The organism is Bacillus sp. AF23, from assembly GCF_020861455.1.
Classification (GTDB): Bacteria; Bacillota; Bacilli; order Bacillales; family Bacillaceae; genus Bacillus; species Bacillus halotolerans.
Window position 1 is genome coordinate 1 of record NZ_JAJHVY010000032.1, and the last position, 19,745, is coordinate 19,745.

Genomic DNA, 19,745 nt, shown 5'->3' on the forward strand with positions numbered 1-19,745 from the left:
AATTGGCTGTATAAAAGGTGTTTTGATCCCTGTCTCAAAAACGGGGGTCAGTCCCCTAATGACAAGAGTTTTCTTATTTACTGGTGCTTGCGTCCTTTGACCAAATACGCAATCGTAATCAAAAGGTAGATCGCCGCAGTAATGATGGTAATGACAATTGACGTTGTCATGATGACCCCGATCAAAATGGCGAGTAATGCCAGAATCGCAAACCATGTGGTGTACGGGAACCACTTTACATAATAAGCTGGTGTTTCTGTTTGATGTTTTCTTGATTTCAAATGGGCCAATCCGATGATCAGCCAAATAAATAAGACTGTATATCCCAGTGACCCCATTAAGTAATTAAATGTCTGGCTTCCGGCGAACAGAGAAATCAATACACCAATATATAAAGAAGAAGTACACATCAGTATCGCAAACATCGGGACGTTTTTCGATGAAAGCTTAGAAAAGATCCGCGGCAGTCTTCCGTCAGTTGCCTGTGTATACAAAATGCGGGACGATCCGTATAAACCTGAATTCATAGAGGAAATGATGGCAAGCAGGATGACTGCATTCATGATATGGTCTGCCCCCGGAATGCCTACCATTTTAAAGACCATCACAAAAGGACTTTCAGGAACTGAATTCACTTGATTCCACGGGATCAGACTGACAATGATGAAAAACGGCAGCAGGTAAAACGCGACAATGCGTGTTAATGTGCTGCGGACTGCTTTCGGGACAACCTGTTCCGGATTTTTTGTCTCAGCCAGCGTCACACCGATAATTTCTGTACCGCCATAGGAATAGATGACGACAAGCATGGCTGTGATCAGCCCGGTGCCTCCGTGCGGGAAAAATCCGCCGTGCTCTGTCAGATTCGAAAACCCGGCCGCTGTGTGATCACCGAATGATACAAATAAGAGCAGCAATCCTAATAAAATAAAGATAACAATAACGGTAATCTTGATCATAGCCAGCCAATACTCAGTTTCGGCGAAGATTTTTACAGAAAGCAAGTTCACAATCGTAACAACAAGAGAAATTGCTAATGCCAGCACCCAGATCGGGCAGCCCGGCAGCCAATATTGAATAAAGATTGCAGCTACAACAGCTTCAGCTGCAATGTTAAGCACCCACATTTTCCAGTAGATCCAGTCCAAGAAATATGCAGCGTAATTTCCTAGCACCTGCTGCACAAGATCACGGAAGGTTCTCGCGTTGCGGTTGCGCACAGCCATTTCTGCAAGCCCCTGCATAATAAACAGCAAAATAATGCCGCCGAGCAGGTATGCGATAATGACCGATGGCCCTGCCACATCGATTGCCGAGCTGCTTCCTTTAAATAAACCTGCACCGATTGCTCCGCCCAGCGCCATCATCATAATATGGCGGGATGTCATCGTGCGTTTTAACGTCTGATTGTCCTTTTCCATCCTTTTTTCCCTCTCCTTCTCGTCTTCAAAAACAAAAAAGCCCGCCGTCTCCTATCTATACGAATAGATAAAGAGACGACGAGCCTTCGGCTGACCGCGGTACCACTCTTGTTGATCCTTCCTAGAAGAATCCAGCTTTTTGACCCTGTAACGAAGGTTAGCCGTTAAAACATGGGGAATATTCAATCTATTCCGTTTCGTCCTACCACTCCCGGGCGAGTTCAAAGAAGAATCAGACTGCGTCGCACCACCCCGCAGCTCTCTGTTACTGATTCCTTTCTTTTACTGCTCCCATTCTATGTGTTTTAGTTTTCTGAAAAACTCAAATTTTACGTTCTGAATATATTAACATAATATACGTGCTTCTGTTTTCTCTGTCAATAACTTGCGAGAAAAAACAAACTGTTATTTTGTCCCTTTTTGAACGGCCTTCCAGAAGGATTCCGATTCGTGTCCTAAAGCGTAGACAGAGACACCGGCTATTTTATATTGTTTCGCCAGGCGGCTTTTTGTTTCGATTGTTTTTTCATTTTCATACCAAACGACATGTTTATGTTTCTTTTTGTCAGTGTAAGAAAACGTCATAGAACCTGTTTTTTTATTGAATGCCGGCTTTGCTTTCTGCTTCTTAATGAGGGACTTGATGTCATTCCATTCCTTCGCTGAGCTGCTGCTTCCGTCTTTCAGATCCCAATCATAGCCGTACGCAGGGACCCCCATGATCACTTTGTTTGCTTTCATTTTTTTGACAGAAAACTGCAGCGAGCGCTTGATCCAGCTTGTGCTTGCCACTGAGCCCGGTTCGCCCCAAATGCCGTGTTCGTCGTAAGTCATGACTTGCACATAGTCGGCATATTTCCCGATTTTCGCATAATCATACGGCCAGCTCCAGTCATCGTTTTTATCATCGGCGCTTTTGGCCGGAACGGAAACCATTGTTTTGATATGTTTCTTTTTCAGAGCTTGTGAGACATATTGAATGAAGCTTGAGTATGCAGAACGGTCTTTCGGATTAACTGCCTCAAAGTCAATATTGACTCCGTAATAGTGGTGCTTTTTTGCCAAAGAAATGAGCTGGTCTGTGAATCGTTTTTTCGCTGTTTTGTCAGTCATGACCCGATTCGCTAAGTTTCCGTCAAAGTCAGAAATAGCGTCATTATAATTGGAAATGACGGCCCACGTTTTGATTTTATTTTTTTTCGCGTATGTAAGCTGCTTGCTCGGGACATCGCCAATCACACGTCCATTTTTATCAAACGCAAACGTATCAGTGGCAATGGAGCTGATATATTTATGGTACTTCGTAAGAGAATTGTATGATGCCGTATCCCCGGTTGTATAGCCTAATGTCATACTGGCCGCCTTTGCTTCTGTTTTTGTATACATAAACAGAACGATCGCAATCGCTAGTGAAACAGCTATGATCAGCCATTTTTTCATTTCGTTCCCTCCTTTTTCACGTCATATTCTTCTCATCGGCCAAATTTTTGGAAAATGAAGTTTTTTCAAGCAGAAAGCCCGGCATAAGTTGCCGGGCTTTTTTAGATCAGCGGTCAGATACGAGAATATAAGCCGCTTTAACCGGACCGTGAACACCGACCACCAAATCCATTTCGATGTCGGCGGAGTTGCTCGGTCCTGTAATGTAGTTAATGCATGAGGGAACCGTGATCCCGTCAGCCATATTTTTCCGAATGATATCACTGGCTTGTGTCATTCTCGGCACTATGCTTGATTTCGGCACAATGGCAATATAAGTTGTCGGCAGAAGACTGACAGAGCGGCCGATGTCTTTTGAAGAATAAAGGACAACCGTACCCGACTCGGCCAGTGTGATTTCACTGAATGTAATCCCCACATTGGCTTGCTCCGCTTTTTTGATATTTTCTTCACCTTGGTCAGCATCCCATTCCCAGACTTGCGTTCCTTCACCAGGCCAGTCTTTGGTGAGCAGGCTATGTAAACCGTAAGCCTCAAACCGGGGGTCCTTCGGAATGATGACAGGCCCTCCGGAAAACCGGCTGACTTGTTCGCGCAAGGCATCGTACAAACCGGTTGAATCCGTCTCAATCAGCTCAGTATGGATTTTGACACAATGGTTTTTGAGCACCGTGACTAAGTCATCGGCCGAATACCCTTCAAATGTTTTATATTGCGGCTGATGCGCCCACTCAGGGACGGCGGCCACGCCACCCGTTCTTCTGTCTCGGCCAAGGCGTGACGCGATCCGGTTTAAAAAGCTCTCTTGATTCTGAATGGTTCCCTTCGTCATCACTGCTCCTCCTTCGTGCGTTCACTTGTTTCTCTGTCTGTAAACCAGTCTCTGAATCTTGATTTATGCGGTGCCGGGAAGTCGCGGATTTGCGTCCAGCCTTTTAGCGGGCCGGGCCCTTTCGAAATTTTGTCGTCCTCTGTAAAAGGCGTCATGGCGGCCGGCGCCCATTTTGAGCCCATTTTATAAAGCGACAAAGAGGAAGACCCAAGACCGAACGCTTTCATCGCAAGCTTTTCACTGATCGGCGCTCTGCCTTCTTTTTCGACGATGTTCTGACGATGCTTGAGAAGCAGCTCATGAAGCGGGATTTTGACCGGGCAGGCTTCAGAACAAGCCGCGCACAGTGTTGACGCGTACGGCAACTCCTTATAATCGTCATAACCGCCGAGCAGCGGCGATAAAACGGCCCCGATCGGCCCCGAGTAAATCGAGCCGTATGAGTGTCCGCCGACATGGCGGTACACAGGGCAGACATTGATACAGGCAGCACAGCGGATACATTGCAGCACAGACTGAAATTCGGTGCCGAGAATGTTGGAGCGGCCATTGTCAACAATGACAAGATGGAATTCCTCCGGGCCGTCGATTTCGTCTTCCAGTTTTGGTCCGGTTAAGGCCGTGATATAACTCGTCAGCCGCTGTCCGACAGCACTTCTTGTCAGCATGCCGACAAGCACTTCAAATTCGGAAAAAGACGGGACAATGCGCTCCATTCCCATGACAGTAATTTGTGTTTTCGGCAATGTCGTGACAAGCCGCCCGTTTCCTTCATTGGTTACAAGGCTGACTGAACCCGTGTCGGCAATGGCAAAGTTGCAGCCGGTAATGCCGATATCGGCTTCCAGAAATTTTTTCCGGAGGATGCCGCGCGCATGCATGACGAGCTCTTCCGGTTTTTCTGTCTGTTTATAATCCAGTCTTTCCTTAAACACATCGCGAATCTGCTCTTTATTTTTATGAAGAGCCGGCGCCACAATATGTGACGGCGGGTCGTGATCATCAATCTGCAAAATATATTCGCCGAGATCGGTTTCGACGACTTCGCAGCCTTCCTTCTCCAGCACTTCATTCAGATTGATTTCTTCTGTCACCATAGATTTAGACTTTACGATTTTTTTTCCGTTTTTCTTTTGAATCACGCTGCGGATATAAGAGGATGCTTCTTCAGCTGTCTCAGCAAAATAAACGTGTCCTCCTCTGCTTGATACATTGGATGCAAGCTGCTCCAAATAAAAATCAAGATTTTTAAGGACATGCTGTCTGATCTCCTCAGATAACGAACGCCATTCTTCCCAGTTTCCCAGCTCTTCGGCTGCTTCCAGCCGTCTCGTCCGCAGACGCTCCTGCGCACCCGAAACAGCGCCCCTCATAAATTCATTATCGATCCCCTGTGATACCCGCTCTTTAAAAGCGTCAGTACCGATTTTCATCGCCATGATCCTTTTCCCCCTCTGTATCCAGTGTTATCTGCTGTTGAGCACTTCGGCGATGTGCATCACTTTGACATTCTTGTCTTTTCGGCCGAGCCGTCCCCCGATATTCATCAAACAGCCGCAGTCAGCGCCGATGAGCACCTCTGCTCCCGTTTCCTCCACACATGCGACTTTCTCATCAACCATCTGCTCAGAAATCTGCGCCATTTTAACAGAGAACGTTCCTCCGAATCCGCAGCAGTTGTGTTTCCCCGGAAGTGACGTGAATTCAAGCCCCTTCACATGGCTCAGCAGTTTCATCGGCTCCTCAGATACGCCGAGCAGCCTTGTCATATGGCATGACGTATGTAAGGTCGCTTTTTTATGAAGGGTCGCGCCGACATCCTCTACCCCAAGGACGTTGACGATAAAATCTGTTAATTCATACGTTTTATCCGCCAGCTTCTGCGCTTTATCCGCCCATTTCGGATCATCTTTAAACAGGTGCGGATACTCCCTGAACATTGTGGTGCAGGAACCGGATGGACTGACGACATAATCTGACTCCTGAAACGTTTCAATCATTCGTTTCATTGCTTTTTTGGCGTCATTGACGTAACCGCTGTTGTAAGCCGGCTGGCCGCAGCAGATCTGCCCCTCCGGAAAATCAACCTCACATCCGAGCCGCTCAAGCAGCTCCACCGTTGCTTTTCCTACGTTTGTTTGAAACATATCAACAAGACAAGTGACAAAAAGTGAGACTTTCATGATGAACCCCTCTCTCATCCCCAATATGTGATCTGGTCATCTGATGACCTGAAGTTAAAGCTTTTACCAATATCGTACACTATTTGGACACAAAATTGAAAGCATTTTCTAATGATTTCAGCAATAAAAAAACGCCTGTACATAGGACAGAGCGTTCAAAAGGGCTGATATTGCTTTTTAATGTTCCTGCGTATTTCTTATATGTTTTCACAAAGAGATAGAGGAATGAAAGAACCCTGAGAAGGACGATCCAACCCGCGCCTCCTCTCATTAGCGCAAAAGGGTTTCAAACAAAAAAGCACCGATGAACGCTGAACCTGACATATTCCATAACACTGGTGTATAGTACAAGCTTTGCGGATGGACAAATAAGTCAGCCAAAAATAAACCTGTAAATAAAAAGGAACCTGGTTATGTATGATTAACCAGGTTCCTCATTAAATCCATCCTTTCTCCTCAGCAATACTAGCGGCTTCTGTCCGGTTTTTCGCATTCAGTTTTTGGATGATTTCTGAAATGAATGTTCTTCACTGCTGTTTTTTGCTGAAAATGTTTTGTGACATTTCTTACTGACACAACCTCATTCATTTTATGAGCACCTCCTGATTGCTTACATTGATTGTAAAATACCGGATCAGATGATTTTAGTAAGGGGTGTCATGATTTGAGATGACAAATGTCATTTGTGTCATTCAGATGATATTACCGCTTTATATTATATCCGGCACCTAGGCAATCCTTCCGCTACATCTTCCCATCAATCCTGCTCTCCATGCCGCATGTCCTCTATCTGCAAGACTCCTATTTACTTTCATAGAATGCCCGCAATTCACACCCCGAAGTGGTATGATATACATAGTAATCTTCATGTCGTTTTGGCTGAAAGGAGCAGACTATGAATCAATCAATTTTGACTAGGAATCATGTGAAGGTGAGGGGGAACGGCACAACACCAATTGTATTTGCACCTGGATTCGGGTGTGATCAAAGTGTGTGGGATGCCGTAGTTCCTGCCTTTGAAGACGAATATCAGCTGATTTTATTTGATTACGTGGGTGCGGGGAATTCTGATTTGCGGGCATATGATATGAATCGTTACAGCACACTTGACGGCTATGCACAAGATGTTATCGATGTTTGCGAAGCCTTAGATCTGTCAAAAATTGTGTTTGTGGGGCATTCTGTCGGGGCTGTGATTGGCATGCTTGCATCATTACGACGTCCCGAGCTTTTTTCACACCTGATTATGGTGGGGCCTTCTCCTTGCTATTTAAATGATCCGCCTGAGTATTACGGGGGTTTTGAGGAAGAGCAGCTCCTTGGGTTAATAGAGATGATGGAGAAAAACTACATAGGCTGGGCAACCGTTTTTGCGGCAACCGTAGTGAATCAGCCAGATCGGCCAGAAATTAAGGAAGAGCTGGAAAGCCGTTTTTGTTCTACTGATCCTATCATTGCACGGCAATTCGCGAATGCGGCGTTTTTTTCAGATCATCGAAGGGATCTTTCAAAGGTGACCGTGCCTTCACTTATTCTGCAATGTTCGAATGATGTCATTGCACCGTCGGCAGTAGGTGAGTATATGCATAGGCATCTCCCTTACAGCACACTGAAACAGATGAAGGCTCAAGGGCACTGCCCGCATATGAGCCATCCCGAAGAGACGATACAGCTGATCAGCGATTATTTGAAAGCATACGTGATTTAGGAACGAAAGGGATAGAGGTGACCCTCTGAATGGATCAACAATTGAATCATGCACCATGCGGTTTCCTTACTTTATCAGAAGAGGGTACAATTTTAGCTGTCAATCACACCTTGCTTAAGATTCTTGATTATGAATCGGAACAGGTGATCGGTCAGCATATCAATGCTCTTTTAACCGTTCCTGCAAAGCTTTTTTATCAGCTTTATTTTGTTCCGCTTTTGCAGCTGGAACAACACATTGAGGAAATGTACATCTCCCTGGAAACAAACAATGGGGAAGAAATCCCCGTTCTTATAAACGCTGTACGGAGAGCGGATCAGGAAGCCGCTGTAACAGAATGCGTTGTCATTCCGATGCGGAAGCGAAACGAATATGAAAATGAGCTGCTGATTGCCAGAAACGCGGCCGAGGAAGCATTGCTCGCCAAACAGAAAGCAAATGCGGAGTTGGAAATTGCTTTGCAGGCGCTGAAGGTGAAGCAAGTAGAGCTTCTTGCGATCAATAAGCAAAATCAGCAATTCAGATCGAATACAAAAAGAGAGCTTGAACTCGCCAGAAAGATTCAAGAAAATTCATTGACCGAGCCGATCTTGAATGATCAAATTCAGATTGATTCGTATTATAAAGCATCCAGTGACTTATCAGGCGACTTATATGGATTTTATCAAATCGATCAGCACCGCTACGGCTTGATCCTCCTTGATGTGATGGGACACGGCATTTCTTCTGCATTAGTTACGATGTCCCTCCATCCTTTATTCCAGCGATTAATGACACAAGGGATCAGTCCCGACAAAGTCATGAAGGAACTAGACTACCATCTTCACAGTTTGTTTCAAAACGACGAGGAAGCAAGGCATTACTGTACCGCCATTTGCCTCATCATTGATACAGACCGGCAAAGAATTGATTATGTCAACGCGGGCCATCCGCCCGCATTATGGCAGGATGCCGAGGGAACCCAATCAACGCTGGACGCAACCGCACCGCCGATTGGGATGTTTGAAGAAGCGGTGTTTCAGTCAAGCAGCCTTCACTATACACGCGGCGGAAGGCTGCTTCTGTATACAGACGGTGTGATGGACCCGACGGCATCATGTTATTTACACCGTTTAATAAAGAATCATCCTGATTTGCCTATAGCTGAGCTGAAAAACAAAATCCTCTCATCTCTTCAAGCTGAGCCCAAAAACGATGATGAGTGTTTTATTTTAGTAGATGTAAAATAAAAGAATCCATGAGAGATAACAATGCGTTGTTACACCTCATGGATTTTCATTATTTTTTCGGGATATGGCCTGTTTCCGCGTATTTGAATACCTGTAATGATGGCAGCGGATGTCCGTTGAAATCAAACAAAGCTTGATTATCCACTGCACTTCCTCCATACCACTTACCTGCGTCTTCAGGATCGTATTCGGCTGCATAGCTGGAGGCCCATCCGGAACCATATGTTTCCCATATCGTTTTATTTTTCTCCAATTGCGTCTTCGGGCCGACCGGAATCCACGCAGGCTCCCAATAAAAAACGCCCAATCCGGCTGTTCCTGTCTTTGCCACTGCGTCCATCACATCTCTTACGGCATTTGCCTGGCCTTGCACTGAAATCGGGTATGGCAGCGTCTGACCGCTTTTAGGCGCTGTGTTTTCATGTCCGTCTCCGTCTTCAGCCGTATAGGTGTATGACGTTTCCGCCACCATGACTTTTTTGCCGTACGTATCCGCAACAGCTTTCAGCACGGAGGACAAATTGTGTAACGTACCGTGCCAGAATGGATAATATGAGCTGGCAAATACATCATAATCGACTTTGTTTTTGTTGAGGGTTTCAGCAATATATGAATATCGTCCCGACGTTTCTGGGTTGGTGAAATGCAGCGCGACCAATATGTCACGAGTTGTTTCCCTGACTGCCCGGCTTCCTTCATTGAATAATTGACTCATCTTCTTCCAATCCGTTTCCCCGGCAAATGCTCCTGTTGTTTCGTTTCCGACCTGTACCATACCGATATCAATGCCTTCCTTGACCATGGCTTGCAGACTTTGTTTTGTAAATCCATAGAGCTTCGCTTTCTTAGCTTCGAAGCTTAAGTTCGCCCAAGCCTTTGGCACCTTTTGTTTTGCAGGATCTGCCCAGAAATCGGAATAATGAAAGTCTGCCAGCAGCTTCATCCCGTTCGCGGTTGCTCTTTTTCCGATTTGGATGGCTTTTTGAACATCATTATTGCCTCCCCCATAACCATTGCCATAAGCGTTATACGGGTCATTCCAAATGCGGACGCGGACATAGTTGACACCTGCTTGCTTTAAGGTTGTAAAGATGTCCTGACGTTTTCCGCTTGCATTGTAAAAGGTTACACCGCTGTTTTCTAAAGCAATAATGCTCGACACGTCAACTCCTTTGATAAAGTCCTTGTTCATGCCCTCTACCTTTTTAACAAAAAGGTCATTTGCCTGAAGCTCTGACACATATTTCTCCCCCTCTGCGGCGGCATATCCCGTCGAACTTCCGATCCCGCTCCAGACGATGACAGCGGCTAACAGCACGATGATTCTGCTTTTCATATTTCCACCCTCTCACGTAAGCGATTTCAAAAAACACCCCGCCCATATAGAGCGGAGGCACACCTCAATGTGAGTTCACGACAATTCTCACTTCATATTTTTCCAAGATCAGGTCTCCTGAAAGCATTTCACCAGTAACGATATCCTTCACACGCTTATCAAACGAAACCAGCTGCTGTTGTTCCGTAAAATTCATGATGAAGATATAGTCATTGTGCTGATCCTGTCTCGCCTGTACGGAGACGCCTTTACCATGCTTAACCGGAAAAACCGGAGACAAAGACAGTTCTTTTATCAAACTTTGATAAAAATCCCGGTGAAATTGATCCTCTAAACGCGCGCCGATAAAATAAGCTTTTCCTTGTTCATATTGATGGCTTGTAACCGCAGGGGTATGCGCATAAAAGTCATACTGATACACACCCTCTGCCGTTGCGGCTTTCAATTCGATCACCGTTGCATAATCTTTCATTTCATACGTTTGGTTTCGGTAGCTGACGGCATTTCGGTCTTTCGGATACAGCGTATCTGTTTCGAGCGGCTCAATTCCAAATATCGTTTGCAAGTCTGGGTGCCAGCCGCCTGTGTACGTTAAGTCATGCTCGTTGACGATTCCGCTGATATACGTCATCACCAAGGTTCCGCCGTTAGCCGTAAACTTCTTTAATCGCGAAATGGTTTCTTCACTGATTACATACAGCATGGGGACGATCAGCAGCTTATACGCTGAAAAATCTTGTTCTTTTGTAATGACGTCGACCGGGATATCCTGTTCCCAGAATGTGCGGTAATGCTGCTGCAGTGTTTGCGGATAACGCTTTGTCGCTTTTGCAAATCCCTGAGCGTCCTCAAGCGCCCAGTTATTTTCCCAATCATACAAAATAGCAGCTTCAGACGGTCTCTTCGTTCCAACGACTTCAGACAGCTGTTCCAATGTCTCCCCGACTTTTGCCACTTCTTGAAAGACGCGGTTCTTTGTGCTGTTGTCGTGATCCACAATCGCCCCATGCAGTTTTTCCGATGATCCTCGTGATTTTCGAAATTGGAAATAGAGGACGCTGTCTGATCCGTGGGCAATCATTTGCATAGATGAAAGCAGGTTCATGCCCGGGCGTTTCGCTTTGTTTACGTTATGCCAATTGACCGCGCTAGGCGTGCACTCCATTAATAAAAAGGGCTGCTGCTTCAGGCTTCTGTACAGATCATTGATAAAGCCGACCTTCATCGCCAAATCTGCTGTGCTTTCCCAATCATTGTGCCACACAGGATAAGCATCCCAGCTGATAACATCCACATGCTTTGCAAATTTGCTGTAGTCGAGACCCTGATAAGGAATCAAATCTGGTGTATCACCCATAAAATTCGTTGTTATCGGAATGTCCGGCGTCAGCTCTTTCAGCGGTATGATTTCATTTTCATAAAACGAAATGGTTTGATCCGTGACGAACCGGCGCCAGTCTAAGTTCAGGCCGTGCAAGCCATTTTCTCCAATCGGGGAAGGGCTTTCAATTTGTGACCAGTCATTAAATGTATGGCTCCAAAACGGCGTCCACCACGCGTTATTCAATACCTTGAGACTATTGTCATATTTGATTCTCAGCCACTCTCTGAAGGCGTTCTGGCATAGGTCACAGTGGCATTCTCCTCCATATTCATTCGAAATATGCCACATCAAAAGCGCCGGATGACCGCCGTATCTTTCTGCTAATAAACGGTTGATGTGCCGCGTTTTTTCGCGATAGACCTTGGACGTCAGGCAGTGGTTATGCCGTCCGCCGTGCAGCTGTTTCACTCTGGAGGCATTGACCCGCAGCACTTCAGGATAGGTTTGCGACAGCCAGGCAGGACGCGCTCCGCTCGGCGTTGCTAAAATGACACGGCCGCCGATGCTGTGGATACGGTCAAAAACATCATCAAGCCATTCAAATTGATATACACCTTCCTCCGGCTCAAGCGCACTCCATGCAAAAATGCCGACAGAAAACGTATTGGTATGGGAAAGCTTCATCAGCTTTATATCGTCGGCCAAAATATCCGGCCGATCCAGCCACTGATCAGGATTGTAGTCTCCTCCGTGGAGCATAAACTTCGCTTTTGTAACGTGCTTTTTTTCAAGCTTTGACATGATTTTCTCCCCCTTGTTCTCTTATCCTTTCGTTCCGCCTGCGGTTAATCCGGACACAAAATTCTTTTGCAGCATGATAAAGATGACGGCAACCGGTATGCTGATGAGCAAGGCACCCGCCGCAAATGTCGTATAGCTTGCTCCCATGACATCATTGACTAAATTGAATAAGCCTACGGGCAATGTATATGATTCCGGTGTTCTCAATATCGTTGATGACAAAACAAAATCTCCGAGCGGGCCGGTAAATCCATTCATCGCAACCACTGCCGCCATCGGTTTTGATAGAGGCAGGATGATCTGCAAAAAGATCCTCGTGCTGCTTGCCCCGTCAATCTTTGCGCTTTCGTCTAAATCAATCGGAATGGAATCCATATATCCTTTCATCAAGTACGTATTCATCGGGATCAGGCCGCCGATATAAAGCAGGATCAGCAGCCAATGGCTATTGACCATTCCTAATATTTGAGCCAGCACAAACAGGGCGATCAAAGCAGAAAACTGAGGGATCATTTGCAGCAATAAAAAGAGTGTTAATGCGTATTTCCTCCCTTTAAACCGAAAGCGGGAAAACGCATAAGCCGTAAAGGTCACACAGATCAGTGAGCCAGCCATCGTAAACAGGCTGATTTTTATCGAATTGATATACCACTGCACATATTGAAGGCTTTCTTTGCCCGCAAATAATTCTTTGTAGTGGTCGAACGTCGGATTCTTCGGAATGAGGGATGTACTGATTAAACTGTTGCCGGGATTAAAGCTGGCGCCTGCCGTCCAAAGGAGAGGATACACAATGATGACCGCCATGCAGGCTAGTAACAAGTAAGAGAAAAGGAGCCGCATACATTTTCTGACCTTCATATCTGCCAGCATGTCTCAGCCCTCCTCTTTAAAAGACTTCGTCTGTCTGAATTGCCACAATGCAATGGCAATCACAAACACAGACAATAAAATGGTTAAAGCAGCCGCAAGGGAATATTGGCTGGACTGCATCGTCAATTTATAAATCCACGATACGAGGATATCTGTTCCGCCGGCTGTTGATCCCGCAACAGCCGGACCGCCTCCATTGAAAAGATAAATAATATTGAAGTTATTAAAATTAAATGTGAACTGCGTAATGATAATCGGAGCCATCGCAATGAACATCATCGGGAGCGTGATGTACCTCAGCTTTGAGAAGATGGAAGCACCATCAATTGTCGCCGCTTCATAAAGATCCTCAGGAATCGATTGCAAAACACCCGTTGAAACAAGGAAGATATACGGAAAACCAAGCCAGCCCTGCATGAGGATCAGCGCCAGCCTCGACCAATTCGCATCTGTCATCCACGGAAGCGGATCAATGCCAAAGAAAGCCAAGATGTCATGATTCATTGCGCCGAAGCTATCGTTAAACAAACCGGCAAAAATTAAAATCGTGACAAATCCGGGAACAGCCCATGGCAAAATCAAAATAGTCCGGAAAAACCGTTTAAACCGGATGTCTTTCTGATTCACAATGATCGCCAGCCATATCCCCAGACTGACTTGCAGAGTGGAAGCGCAAAGCGTCCACACCACCGTCCAAGCCAGCACATCAAAAAAGGTCGAGCGCCAAATATCGACAGTAAAAATATCAGTGAATGTTTGAAAACCAACCCAATCTACTAATTTAGCGGGAGGAGAATGATATAAATCATAGTTTGTAAAAGCTAAGGCAAAGCTGAATAAGATGGGAAAGATCACCGCGAAAATTAAAATAAACAGAGATGGTCCGCTGACAACATATGGATAGCCCTGAGCGATGATATTTTGATATTGTTCATTGAGAGAGCTCAAGGGCCTCTTTTCATCACGGCGTTTTCCGCTTTGATAAGCGTCTCGCAAATTCACATAATATACCGCAAGTCCAAAGCATGTCACAATGATAGCGATAATGCCTTCCGCCAGCAGAAACACCGAGTTATCCCGCGGCACCTCTGTTCCCAGCGTGAAGATTCCCCAAAGCCCCATATTCAGCAAATCTCCAAATACCGCAAAAAACGATGCGCCCAAAAGGAGAAACAGGAGGCCTTTGATCCATTGTTTGTTGTAGAATTGACCAAGGCCCGGAATGATTGACAATAACAAAGCGACTTTACGATGCTGCACCGTTTTCACCTCTCTTACAATACAAATCTACTTTTCTCTTTATGTTCCGCTATGCTTTGCCTTCATCTGCCCTTTGGCCGTTTCGGCAGCCTGATCTAAAGCTCTTTTCGGGTCCGCTTTTCCTGTTGCAATCGTTTGTAATGCCGAATCAGCCGGAGTCCATATTTCATTCATTTCCGGTATATTCGGCGTCTGCTCTGAGAAACGGGATTGTTCGGTAACCGCCCGTGCCGCTTCGCTTTTCATAATAGCCGTGTCACTTGCTAATGATTGAACGGCCGGAACTTCTTTCGTTTGTTCATATCGTTTTTTGGAATTCTTCTCATTTGCCAGAAAAACGGCTAACTCTTGCGCCAGCTCTGCATGTTTTGAAAATGCGCTGACATTGTAGCTTTTGACGCCGATAAAGGAGCTCATGTTTTTGCCGTTTTCCAGCTTCGGAAGCTTGGTGATGCCATAATCAATTCCCGCTTTCGAAAAGGCTTCTACATTCCACGGGCCTGAGATAATCGCAGCAGCCTTTCCTTCTGTAAACAGAGATTCGAGTACATTGATTCCCTGCTCTCCGACAATGCCAGCCGGGAATAAGCCGTCTTGATAAAACTTCTGAATCAGCTCAGCACCTTTGACAGCGCCTTTATTATTGATTCCAAGATCAGACGGATCATCGTTTCCGTCCTTATCCTTTCCAAAGATATATCCGCCGTACCCGCCCATGACACTTTGCGCGTAATAAATTTGATCAAATAAGGCTAAAAATCCAAATTTGCTGCCATCAGCCGTTTTTTTAGAGTAGTCGTACCACTCTTCCAGCGTTTGCGGCAATTCGTCCTCTGAGATGAGATCTTTGTTATAAAAAAGCACTGTTGTTTCGACGGCTTTAGGCAGGCCATAAAGCTTCTGGTCCACCATTTGAGACTGAATGGATGCGTCTGTGTAGAGCGATTGAATATCCTTTTCGATGTTTAATTCTTTGATTAATCCCTCTGTGACAGCCGTTCCGATCTGGTCACCGGGCATGGTTAATACGTCAGGCCCTGTGCCGGCCGGGCCGTCCATACGCAAATCTTCAATCTGCTGGGCATAAGGTTTTTCAACAACTTTGACCTTTATATCATGCTCTTTTTCAAATTCGGCAACAGCGTCTTTAATGCCGATGCTTTTTTCTTTATCCTCCCACACGACAAGCTCTGAGCCCTTTGAACTTGTTTTTTCGCTGCTGCTTTCCTGTGGTCCGCAGGCGGCTAAAGATAAACTGACAGCCGCGCAGAGCATGACACCGGCGTACTTTTTTACCATTTTCATCAATTGTCACCCTTTCGTATTAGATGAAAGCGCTTTAAAAATAATATAGCATGACTGAGAAAATGTGTAAACAAACTATTTACTCTTATAAGTAAATTTTTTTACCGAACAAAAAATGACTTAGAATACTAAGCCATTTTGAAATACGATTTAATTCATGCTCTTTCTAACGATTAATTCAGCTCCCATATATAACGTTTTAACCGTTTTCCGCTTTTCCAGCACTTGCTCAAGCAATAATTCCACAGCGTTTTTACATAGTTCCTTGATATCAATATGAAAGGTTGTCAGCGGCGGAGAGACGTACTTGGCAAAGCTGATATTATTGATGCTCACGACGCTCACTCTGTTTGGTATCGCGATTCCTTTTTCATTCAGGGCTTGCAGACAGCCGACCGCAATCGGGTCTGCCGCGATAAAAAAGGCGGTCGGAAGCTGATCACCCAATGCTTCAACCGCTTTAGTCATCAGGCGATAGCCATTTTCGACGGAGAAGCCGCGGTGGCATAATATATAGCGCTCGTCCAGCATCCCTTTTTCCTGCATATAGGATCGGAACGTTTTTTCACGAATATCCATTTCATCTTGATTCGTGTTCGGATTTTTGTACGTGCCGCCAATAAATCCGATATTCTTATGCCCTTTTTCAACTAGGATGTTTACCGTTCTCTTCGTCATTTGCGCTAAGTCCGGCCTTACCGAATCAAAATGGTCGGGATCAGGGGAAGAGTCAATAAAAACGCCGTTCTCCGTCAGATTTCTGAGAAACGCTAGTTCTTTATCAGAAAAGGTGCCCACGGCAATAAAACCTTCTGTATGAGCTGGAATGCATTCAATACCGTCCGTTATTTTATAGGTCGTCATGTCGACATTGAAGGTTTTCGCCAATTTCTCTACTTCTAATCTCATTGTTTTGAAATAGACATCTTCCAGCTCCTCTTGATCTGTCAGCCAATATAAAAAAGCGATGTGTTTCACCAGCGGCCTTACAGTTTTCTTGCGATAATTAAGTTTCTCCGCGGCTTCATATATCTTTTCACGCGTCTCGTCCGGTACAGAAAGGCTCTCATCGTTATTTAAAACACGGGAAACGGTTGAAATCGAAAATCCCGCGGCTTGTGCGATATCTTTAATTGTCGCCATTATATCTGCCTCCATTTTCAAACATGCCAGTGGTCGTTTTAGTAAAATATTTTACTTTCTTTTTCGTAAATGTCAAGCTGTGTCAGCCGCACAATGTAAATAAGACTGAACCATTACAGCTCAGTCTTGGTTGTTTGTATACACCAGCAGAATTGCCCGGGAAATGAGTCGGTTATTGCACGTTTTCCTCAAAATATCCCGAAAGGACATCTTCCACATTCGTCAAGTGTGCCAGCATCGCTTCTTCCGCCTTTGCTCCGTCCTGCGCAGCCACGGCATTATAAATCCGTTCATGCTCCTCATAAAGCCGCTGTACCGAGGTCTTCTTGGAAAACAGCCAGATTTTCCGCGTTTCTCTCATCGTTTCCAGCAGCAATGATGATACGTGATTCATCAGATGTTTGAGCAGATCGTTTTGTGAAGCGTCAGCGAGTGCCAAATGAAAGGCGAAGTCTGCTTTTTCGCCTAGCTCCCCGTCTGCTTCAATCTCCCCCATTTCCTTTAACGCCGCATGAATGCTTTGGAGATTCTCTTCTGTCCGTTTTTCGGCAGCTAATGAAGCCACGCCGATTTCAAGCAGCTTTCTGACCTCGAGCAGCTGTTTGACATCTTCTTTTTTCATTAAAAGTGCGGCTGACAGTGGCTGAGAAATTTGATCAGGTTCAAACTCCTTCAAGTAGGTGCCTTCTCCCTGTTTCATTTCGACAAGCCCCATCGCTTTTAATGCGGAAAGCGCTTCGCGCACCGCTGAACGGCTGACTTGAAAGCTTTCGGAAAGCGCCTGAACGGAGTCAAGTTTATCCCCCGGCTTCAGTTGGCCGGTTTTGATCATATCTAATAATGCATCCGCTACTTCTTCATATATCTTCTTTGTTTTAATCTGTTTATATTTCAATGCAATTCACCCCGCAACTTGTAGGTCTGGCTGTTTACGATCTATTATACTCCCTTTTGGGCGCCGCCAAAAGATTTAGACAATTTCGTCAAAAAGTCTTGTACTTTGATTTTTTTCAAAATATAATGCTAGGTAACTGGTCTTATTATCTAGTCATCAGATGATCATATCATCTTTAGAAACCGCTTACATATAGCCAGTTATGTTTGAAGGAGGGGTTTGGGATGCAATGGACACAGGCATATACGCCTATAGGGGGAAATTTGCTTTTATCTGCGCTTGCCGCACTTGTACCGATTATTTTCTTTTTCTGGGCACTCGCCATTAAACGAATGAAGGGGTATACGGCGGGATTGTCCACCTTGGGAATCGCGCTGCTGATTGCTGTATTGATTTACGGGATGCCGGCGGAAAAAGCGCTGATGTCCGCTACACAAGGAGCTGTATACGGCATACTCCCAATCGGCTGGATCATTGTGACGTCTGTTTTTTTGTATAAAATCACTGTAAAAACGGGACAGTTTGATATTATTCGCAGCTCTGTTCTCTCCATTACCGATGACCGCCGGCTTCAGGCGCTGCTGATCGCTTTCTCATTTGGAGCTTTTTTAGAAGGAGCGGCGGGCTTCGGGGCGCCGGTCGCGATTTCGGCCGCATTGCTTGTCGGCCTCGGTTTTAACCCTCTTTATGCGGCGGGGATCTGTTTGATTGCCAATACGGCGCCAGTAGCCTTCGGGGCGATTGGGATTCCGATTACAGCTGTAGAAGGGCCGACAGGGATTCCGGCGATGGAGATTTCTCAGATGGTCGGGCGGCAGCTGCCGTTTTTATCTGTATTTATTCCTCTTTATTTAATTATCATTATGAGCGGATTCAGGAAAGCCTTTGAGGTATGGCCGGCGATTCTTGTTTCCGGTGTTTCCTTTGCCGCTGTTCAGTATCTCAGTTCCAACTTTCTGGGGCCGGAGCTGCCGGATGTTTTGTCGGCGCTAGTGTCGATGGCTGCGCTAGCTGTTTTTTTGAAATGGTGGAAGCCGAAGAAGACATTCCGGTTTGCGGGGGAGCAGGAATCGGCCGCCGCAATTGAAACGGCAAAACTGCACCCTGATGCACCGGCTTACACCGGCGGGCAGATTTTTAAGGCCTGGTCGCCGTTTCTGCTGCTGACGGTGATGATTTCTGTTTGGGGCATTCCTTCGGTCAAATCCGCGCTGACAGGGCATTACGAAGGCACAGCCGTTGTCTTAAAATGGCTGAATGTGATTGGAGAACAGCTGACTTTTGCGCCTGGGGTGCCTTTTTTGAACAATCAGATCGTCAATGCTGACGGCACTCCGATTGAAGCGGTTTATAAGCTTGAGGTGCTCGGTTCGGCAGGCACCGCGATTTTAATTGCCGCAGTGCTGTCAAAATTCATCACGTCCATTTCGTGGAAAGAATGGGGAGCTGTTTTTAGCGAAACACTGCAGGAATTGAAGTTTCCGATTTTAACAATCGCCTCGGTCGTTGGTTTTGCATATGTCACCAACTCCTCGGGAATGAGCACGACGCTCGGCATGACGCTGGCGCTGACAGGCTCGATGTTTACCTTCTTTTCGCCGGTTCTCGGCTGGCTCGGCGTCTTTATTACCGGCTCGGATACGTCGGCTAACCTGCTGTTTGGAAACCTGCAGAAAGTAACGGCCTTATCGGTCGGAATGGACCCTGTCCTATCGGTCGCGGCCAATTCATCAGGCGGCGTCACCGGCAAAATGATTTCCCCGCAGTCGATCGCGGTCGCGTGTGCGGCAGTCGGACTCGCCGGGAAGGAGTCGGATCTTTTCCGCTTTACGATCAAGCACAGCTTGTTTTTGCTGCTGCTCGTCTGTATCATCACCTTTTTGCAGCACCAGTTTTTCAGCTGGATGATCCCGTAAAAAAATCCTCCCTTACAGGGAGGATCAGGCTGTCGAGAAAATCTCGACAGCCTTTATTTTTCCTTAAAATATCCATTCT

Annotated in this window: 15 protein-coding genes, 1 pseudogene and 1 other annotated feature; of the genes and pseudogenes, 3 read left to right on the forward strand and 13 right to left on the reverse strand. The window is 45.9% G+C overall.

Annotation, left to right across the window (positions count from 1 at the left end; all coding sequences use genetic code 11):
* Positions 1–77 precede the first annotated feature (77 nt).
* The 6 genes and pseudogenes from LNN34_RS17465 to LNN34_RS17490 form a co-directional block, all read right to left on the reverse strand.
* Positions 78–1,421: an amino acid permease gene (locus LNN34_RS17465; RefSeq protein WP_229043979.1), complete on the reverse strand. Its 1,344-nt coding sequence runs from the start codon at positions 1,419–1,421 to the stop codon at positions 78–80.
* A 68-nt stretch (positions 1,422–1,489) separates the two neighbouring features.
* Positions 1,490–1,729: a binding site (T-box leader), on the reverse strand.
* A 97-nt stretch (positions 1,730–1,826) separates the two neighbouring features.
* Complete coding sequence (locus tag LNN34_RS17470) at positions 1,827–2,861, reverse strand: glycosyl hydrolase family 18 protein (RefSeq protein WP_229043981.1); 1,035 nt, start codon at positions 2,859–2,861, stop codon at positions 1,827–1,829.
* 106 nt (positions 2,862–2,967) lie between these two features.
* A complete protein-coding gene (gene lutC / locus LNN34_RS17475) occupies positions 2,968–3,693 on the reverse strand; it encodes a lactate utilization protein LutC (RefSeq protein ID WP_229043983.1) in 726 nt (241 codons plus the stop codon).
* The gene (gene lutB / locus LNN34_RS17480) at positions 3,693–5,132 is read right to left on the reverse strand and encodes a lactate utilization iron-sulfur protein LutB (RefSeq protein WP_229043986.1); all 1,440 of its coding nucleotides are present in this window, start codon (positions 5,130–5,132) and stop codon (positions 3,693–3,695) included. Before lutB ends, lutC begins: the two co-directional genes overlap by 1 nt.
* A 27-nt stretch (positions 5,133–5,159) precedes the next feature.
* Positions 5,160–5,876, reverse strand: coding sequence for a lactate utilization iron-sulfur protein LutA (lutA, locus tag LNN34_RS17485; protein WP_024122905.1), 717 nt, complete (start codon positions 5,874–5,876; stop codon positions 5,160–5,162).
* Between the two features lie 437 nt (positions 5,877–6,313).
* Positions 6,314–6,403, reverse strand: a pseudogene (locus tag LNN34_RS17490) (DNA-binding response regulator); the annotation flags it as partial.
* Positions 6,404–6,771: 368 nt separating this feature from the next.
* Between LNN34_RS17490 and LNN34_RS17495 the strand changes: the two are divergent.
* On the forward strand, positions 6,772–7,584 hold the full coding sequence (locus LNN34_RS17495) for an alpha/beta fold hydrolase (protein WP_229043988.1): 813 nt from the start codon (positions 6,772–6,774) through the stop codon (positions 7,582–7,584).
* 29 nt (positions 7,585–7,613) lie between these two features.
* A complete protein-coding gene (locus LNN34_RS17500) occupies positions 7,614–8,813 on the forward strand; it encodes a PP2C family protein-serine/threonine phosphatase (protein ID WP_229043990.1) in 1,200 nt (399 codons plus the stop codon).
* Positions 8,814–8,862: 49 nt separating this feature from the next.
* Here LNN34_RS17500 and LNN34_RS17505 read toward each other — a convergent pair whose 3' ends face one another.
* The 7 genes from LNN34_RS17505 to lutR form a co-directional block, all read right to left on the reverse strand.
* Complete coding sequence (locus tag LNN34_RS17505) at positions 8,863–10,149, reverse strand: arabinogalactan endo-1,4-beta-galactosidase (protein ID WP_229043992.1); 1,287 nt, start codon at positions 10,147–10,149, stop codon at positions 8,863–8,865.
* A 64-nt stretch (positions 10,150–10,213) separates the two neighbouring features.
* Positions 10,214–12,277, reverse strand: a complete 2,064-nt coding sequence (locus tag LNN34_RS17510; RefSeq protein ID WP_229044000.1) for a beta-galactosidase — start codon at positions 12,275–12,277, stop codon at positions 10,214–10,216.
* Positions 12,278–12,295: 18 nt separating this feature from the next.
* Complete coding sequence (ganQ, locus tag LNN34_RS17515) at positions 12,296–13,147, reverse strand: arabinogalactan oligomer ABC transporter permease GanQ (RefSeq protein WP_044159177.1); 852 nt, start codon at positions 13,145–13,147, stop codon at positions 12,296–12,298.
* 3 nt (positions 13,148–13,150) lie between these two features.
* On the reverse strand, positions 13,151–14,407 hold the full coding sequence (locus LNN34_RS17520; protein WP_229043994.1) for a carbohydrate ABC transporter permease: 1,257 nt from the start codon (positions 14,405–14,407) through the stop codon (positions 13,151–13,153).
* 39 nt (positions 14,408–14,446) lie between these two features.
* On the reverse strand, positions 14,447–15,712 hold the full coding sequence (locus LNN34_RS17525) for a sugar ABC transporter substrate-binding protein (protein WP_229043996.1): 1,266 nt from the start codon (positions 15,710–15,712) through the stop codon (positions 14,447–14,449).
* A gap of 150 nt (positions 15,713–15,862) precedes the next feature.
* On the reverse strand, positions 15,863–16,855 hold the full coding sequence (locus tag LNN34_RS17530; protein ID WP_229043998.1) for a LacI family DNA-binding transcriptional regulator: 993 nt from the start codon (positions 16,853–16,855) through the stop codon (positions 15,863–15,865).
* A gap of 172 nt (positions 16,856–17,027) precedes the next feature.
* Positions 17,028–17,750: an L-lactate utilization/bacilysin biosynthesis transcriptional regulator LutR gene (gene lutR, locus LNN34_RS17535; protein ID WP_044159187.1), complete on the reverse strand. Its 723-nt coding sequence runs from the start codon at positions 17,748–17,750 to the stop codon at positions 17,028–17,030.
* A 224-nt stretch (positions 17,751–17,974) separates the two neighbouring features.
* On the opposite strand from lutR, the gene lutP reads away from it, so the two are divergent.
* Entirely contained in the window at positions 17,975–19,666 is a 1,692-nt protein-coding gene (gene lutP, locus LNN34_RS17540) for an L-lactate permease LutP (RefSeq protein ID WP_044159190.1), read from the forward strand.
* The last annotated feature ends 79 nt before the right edge of the window (positions 19,667–19,745 follow it).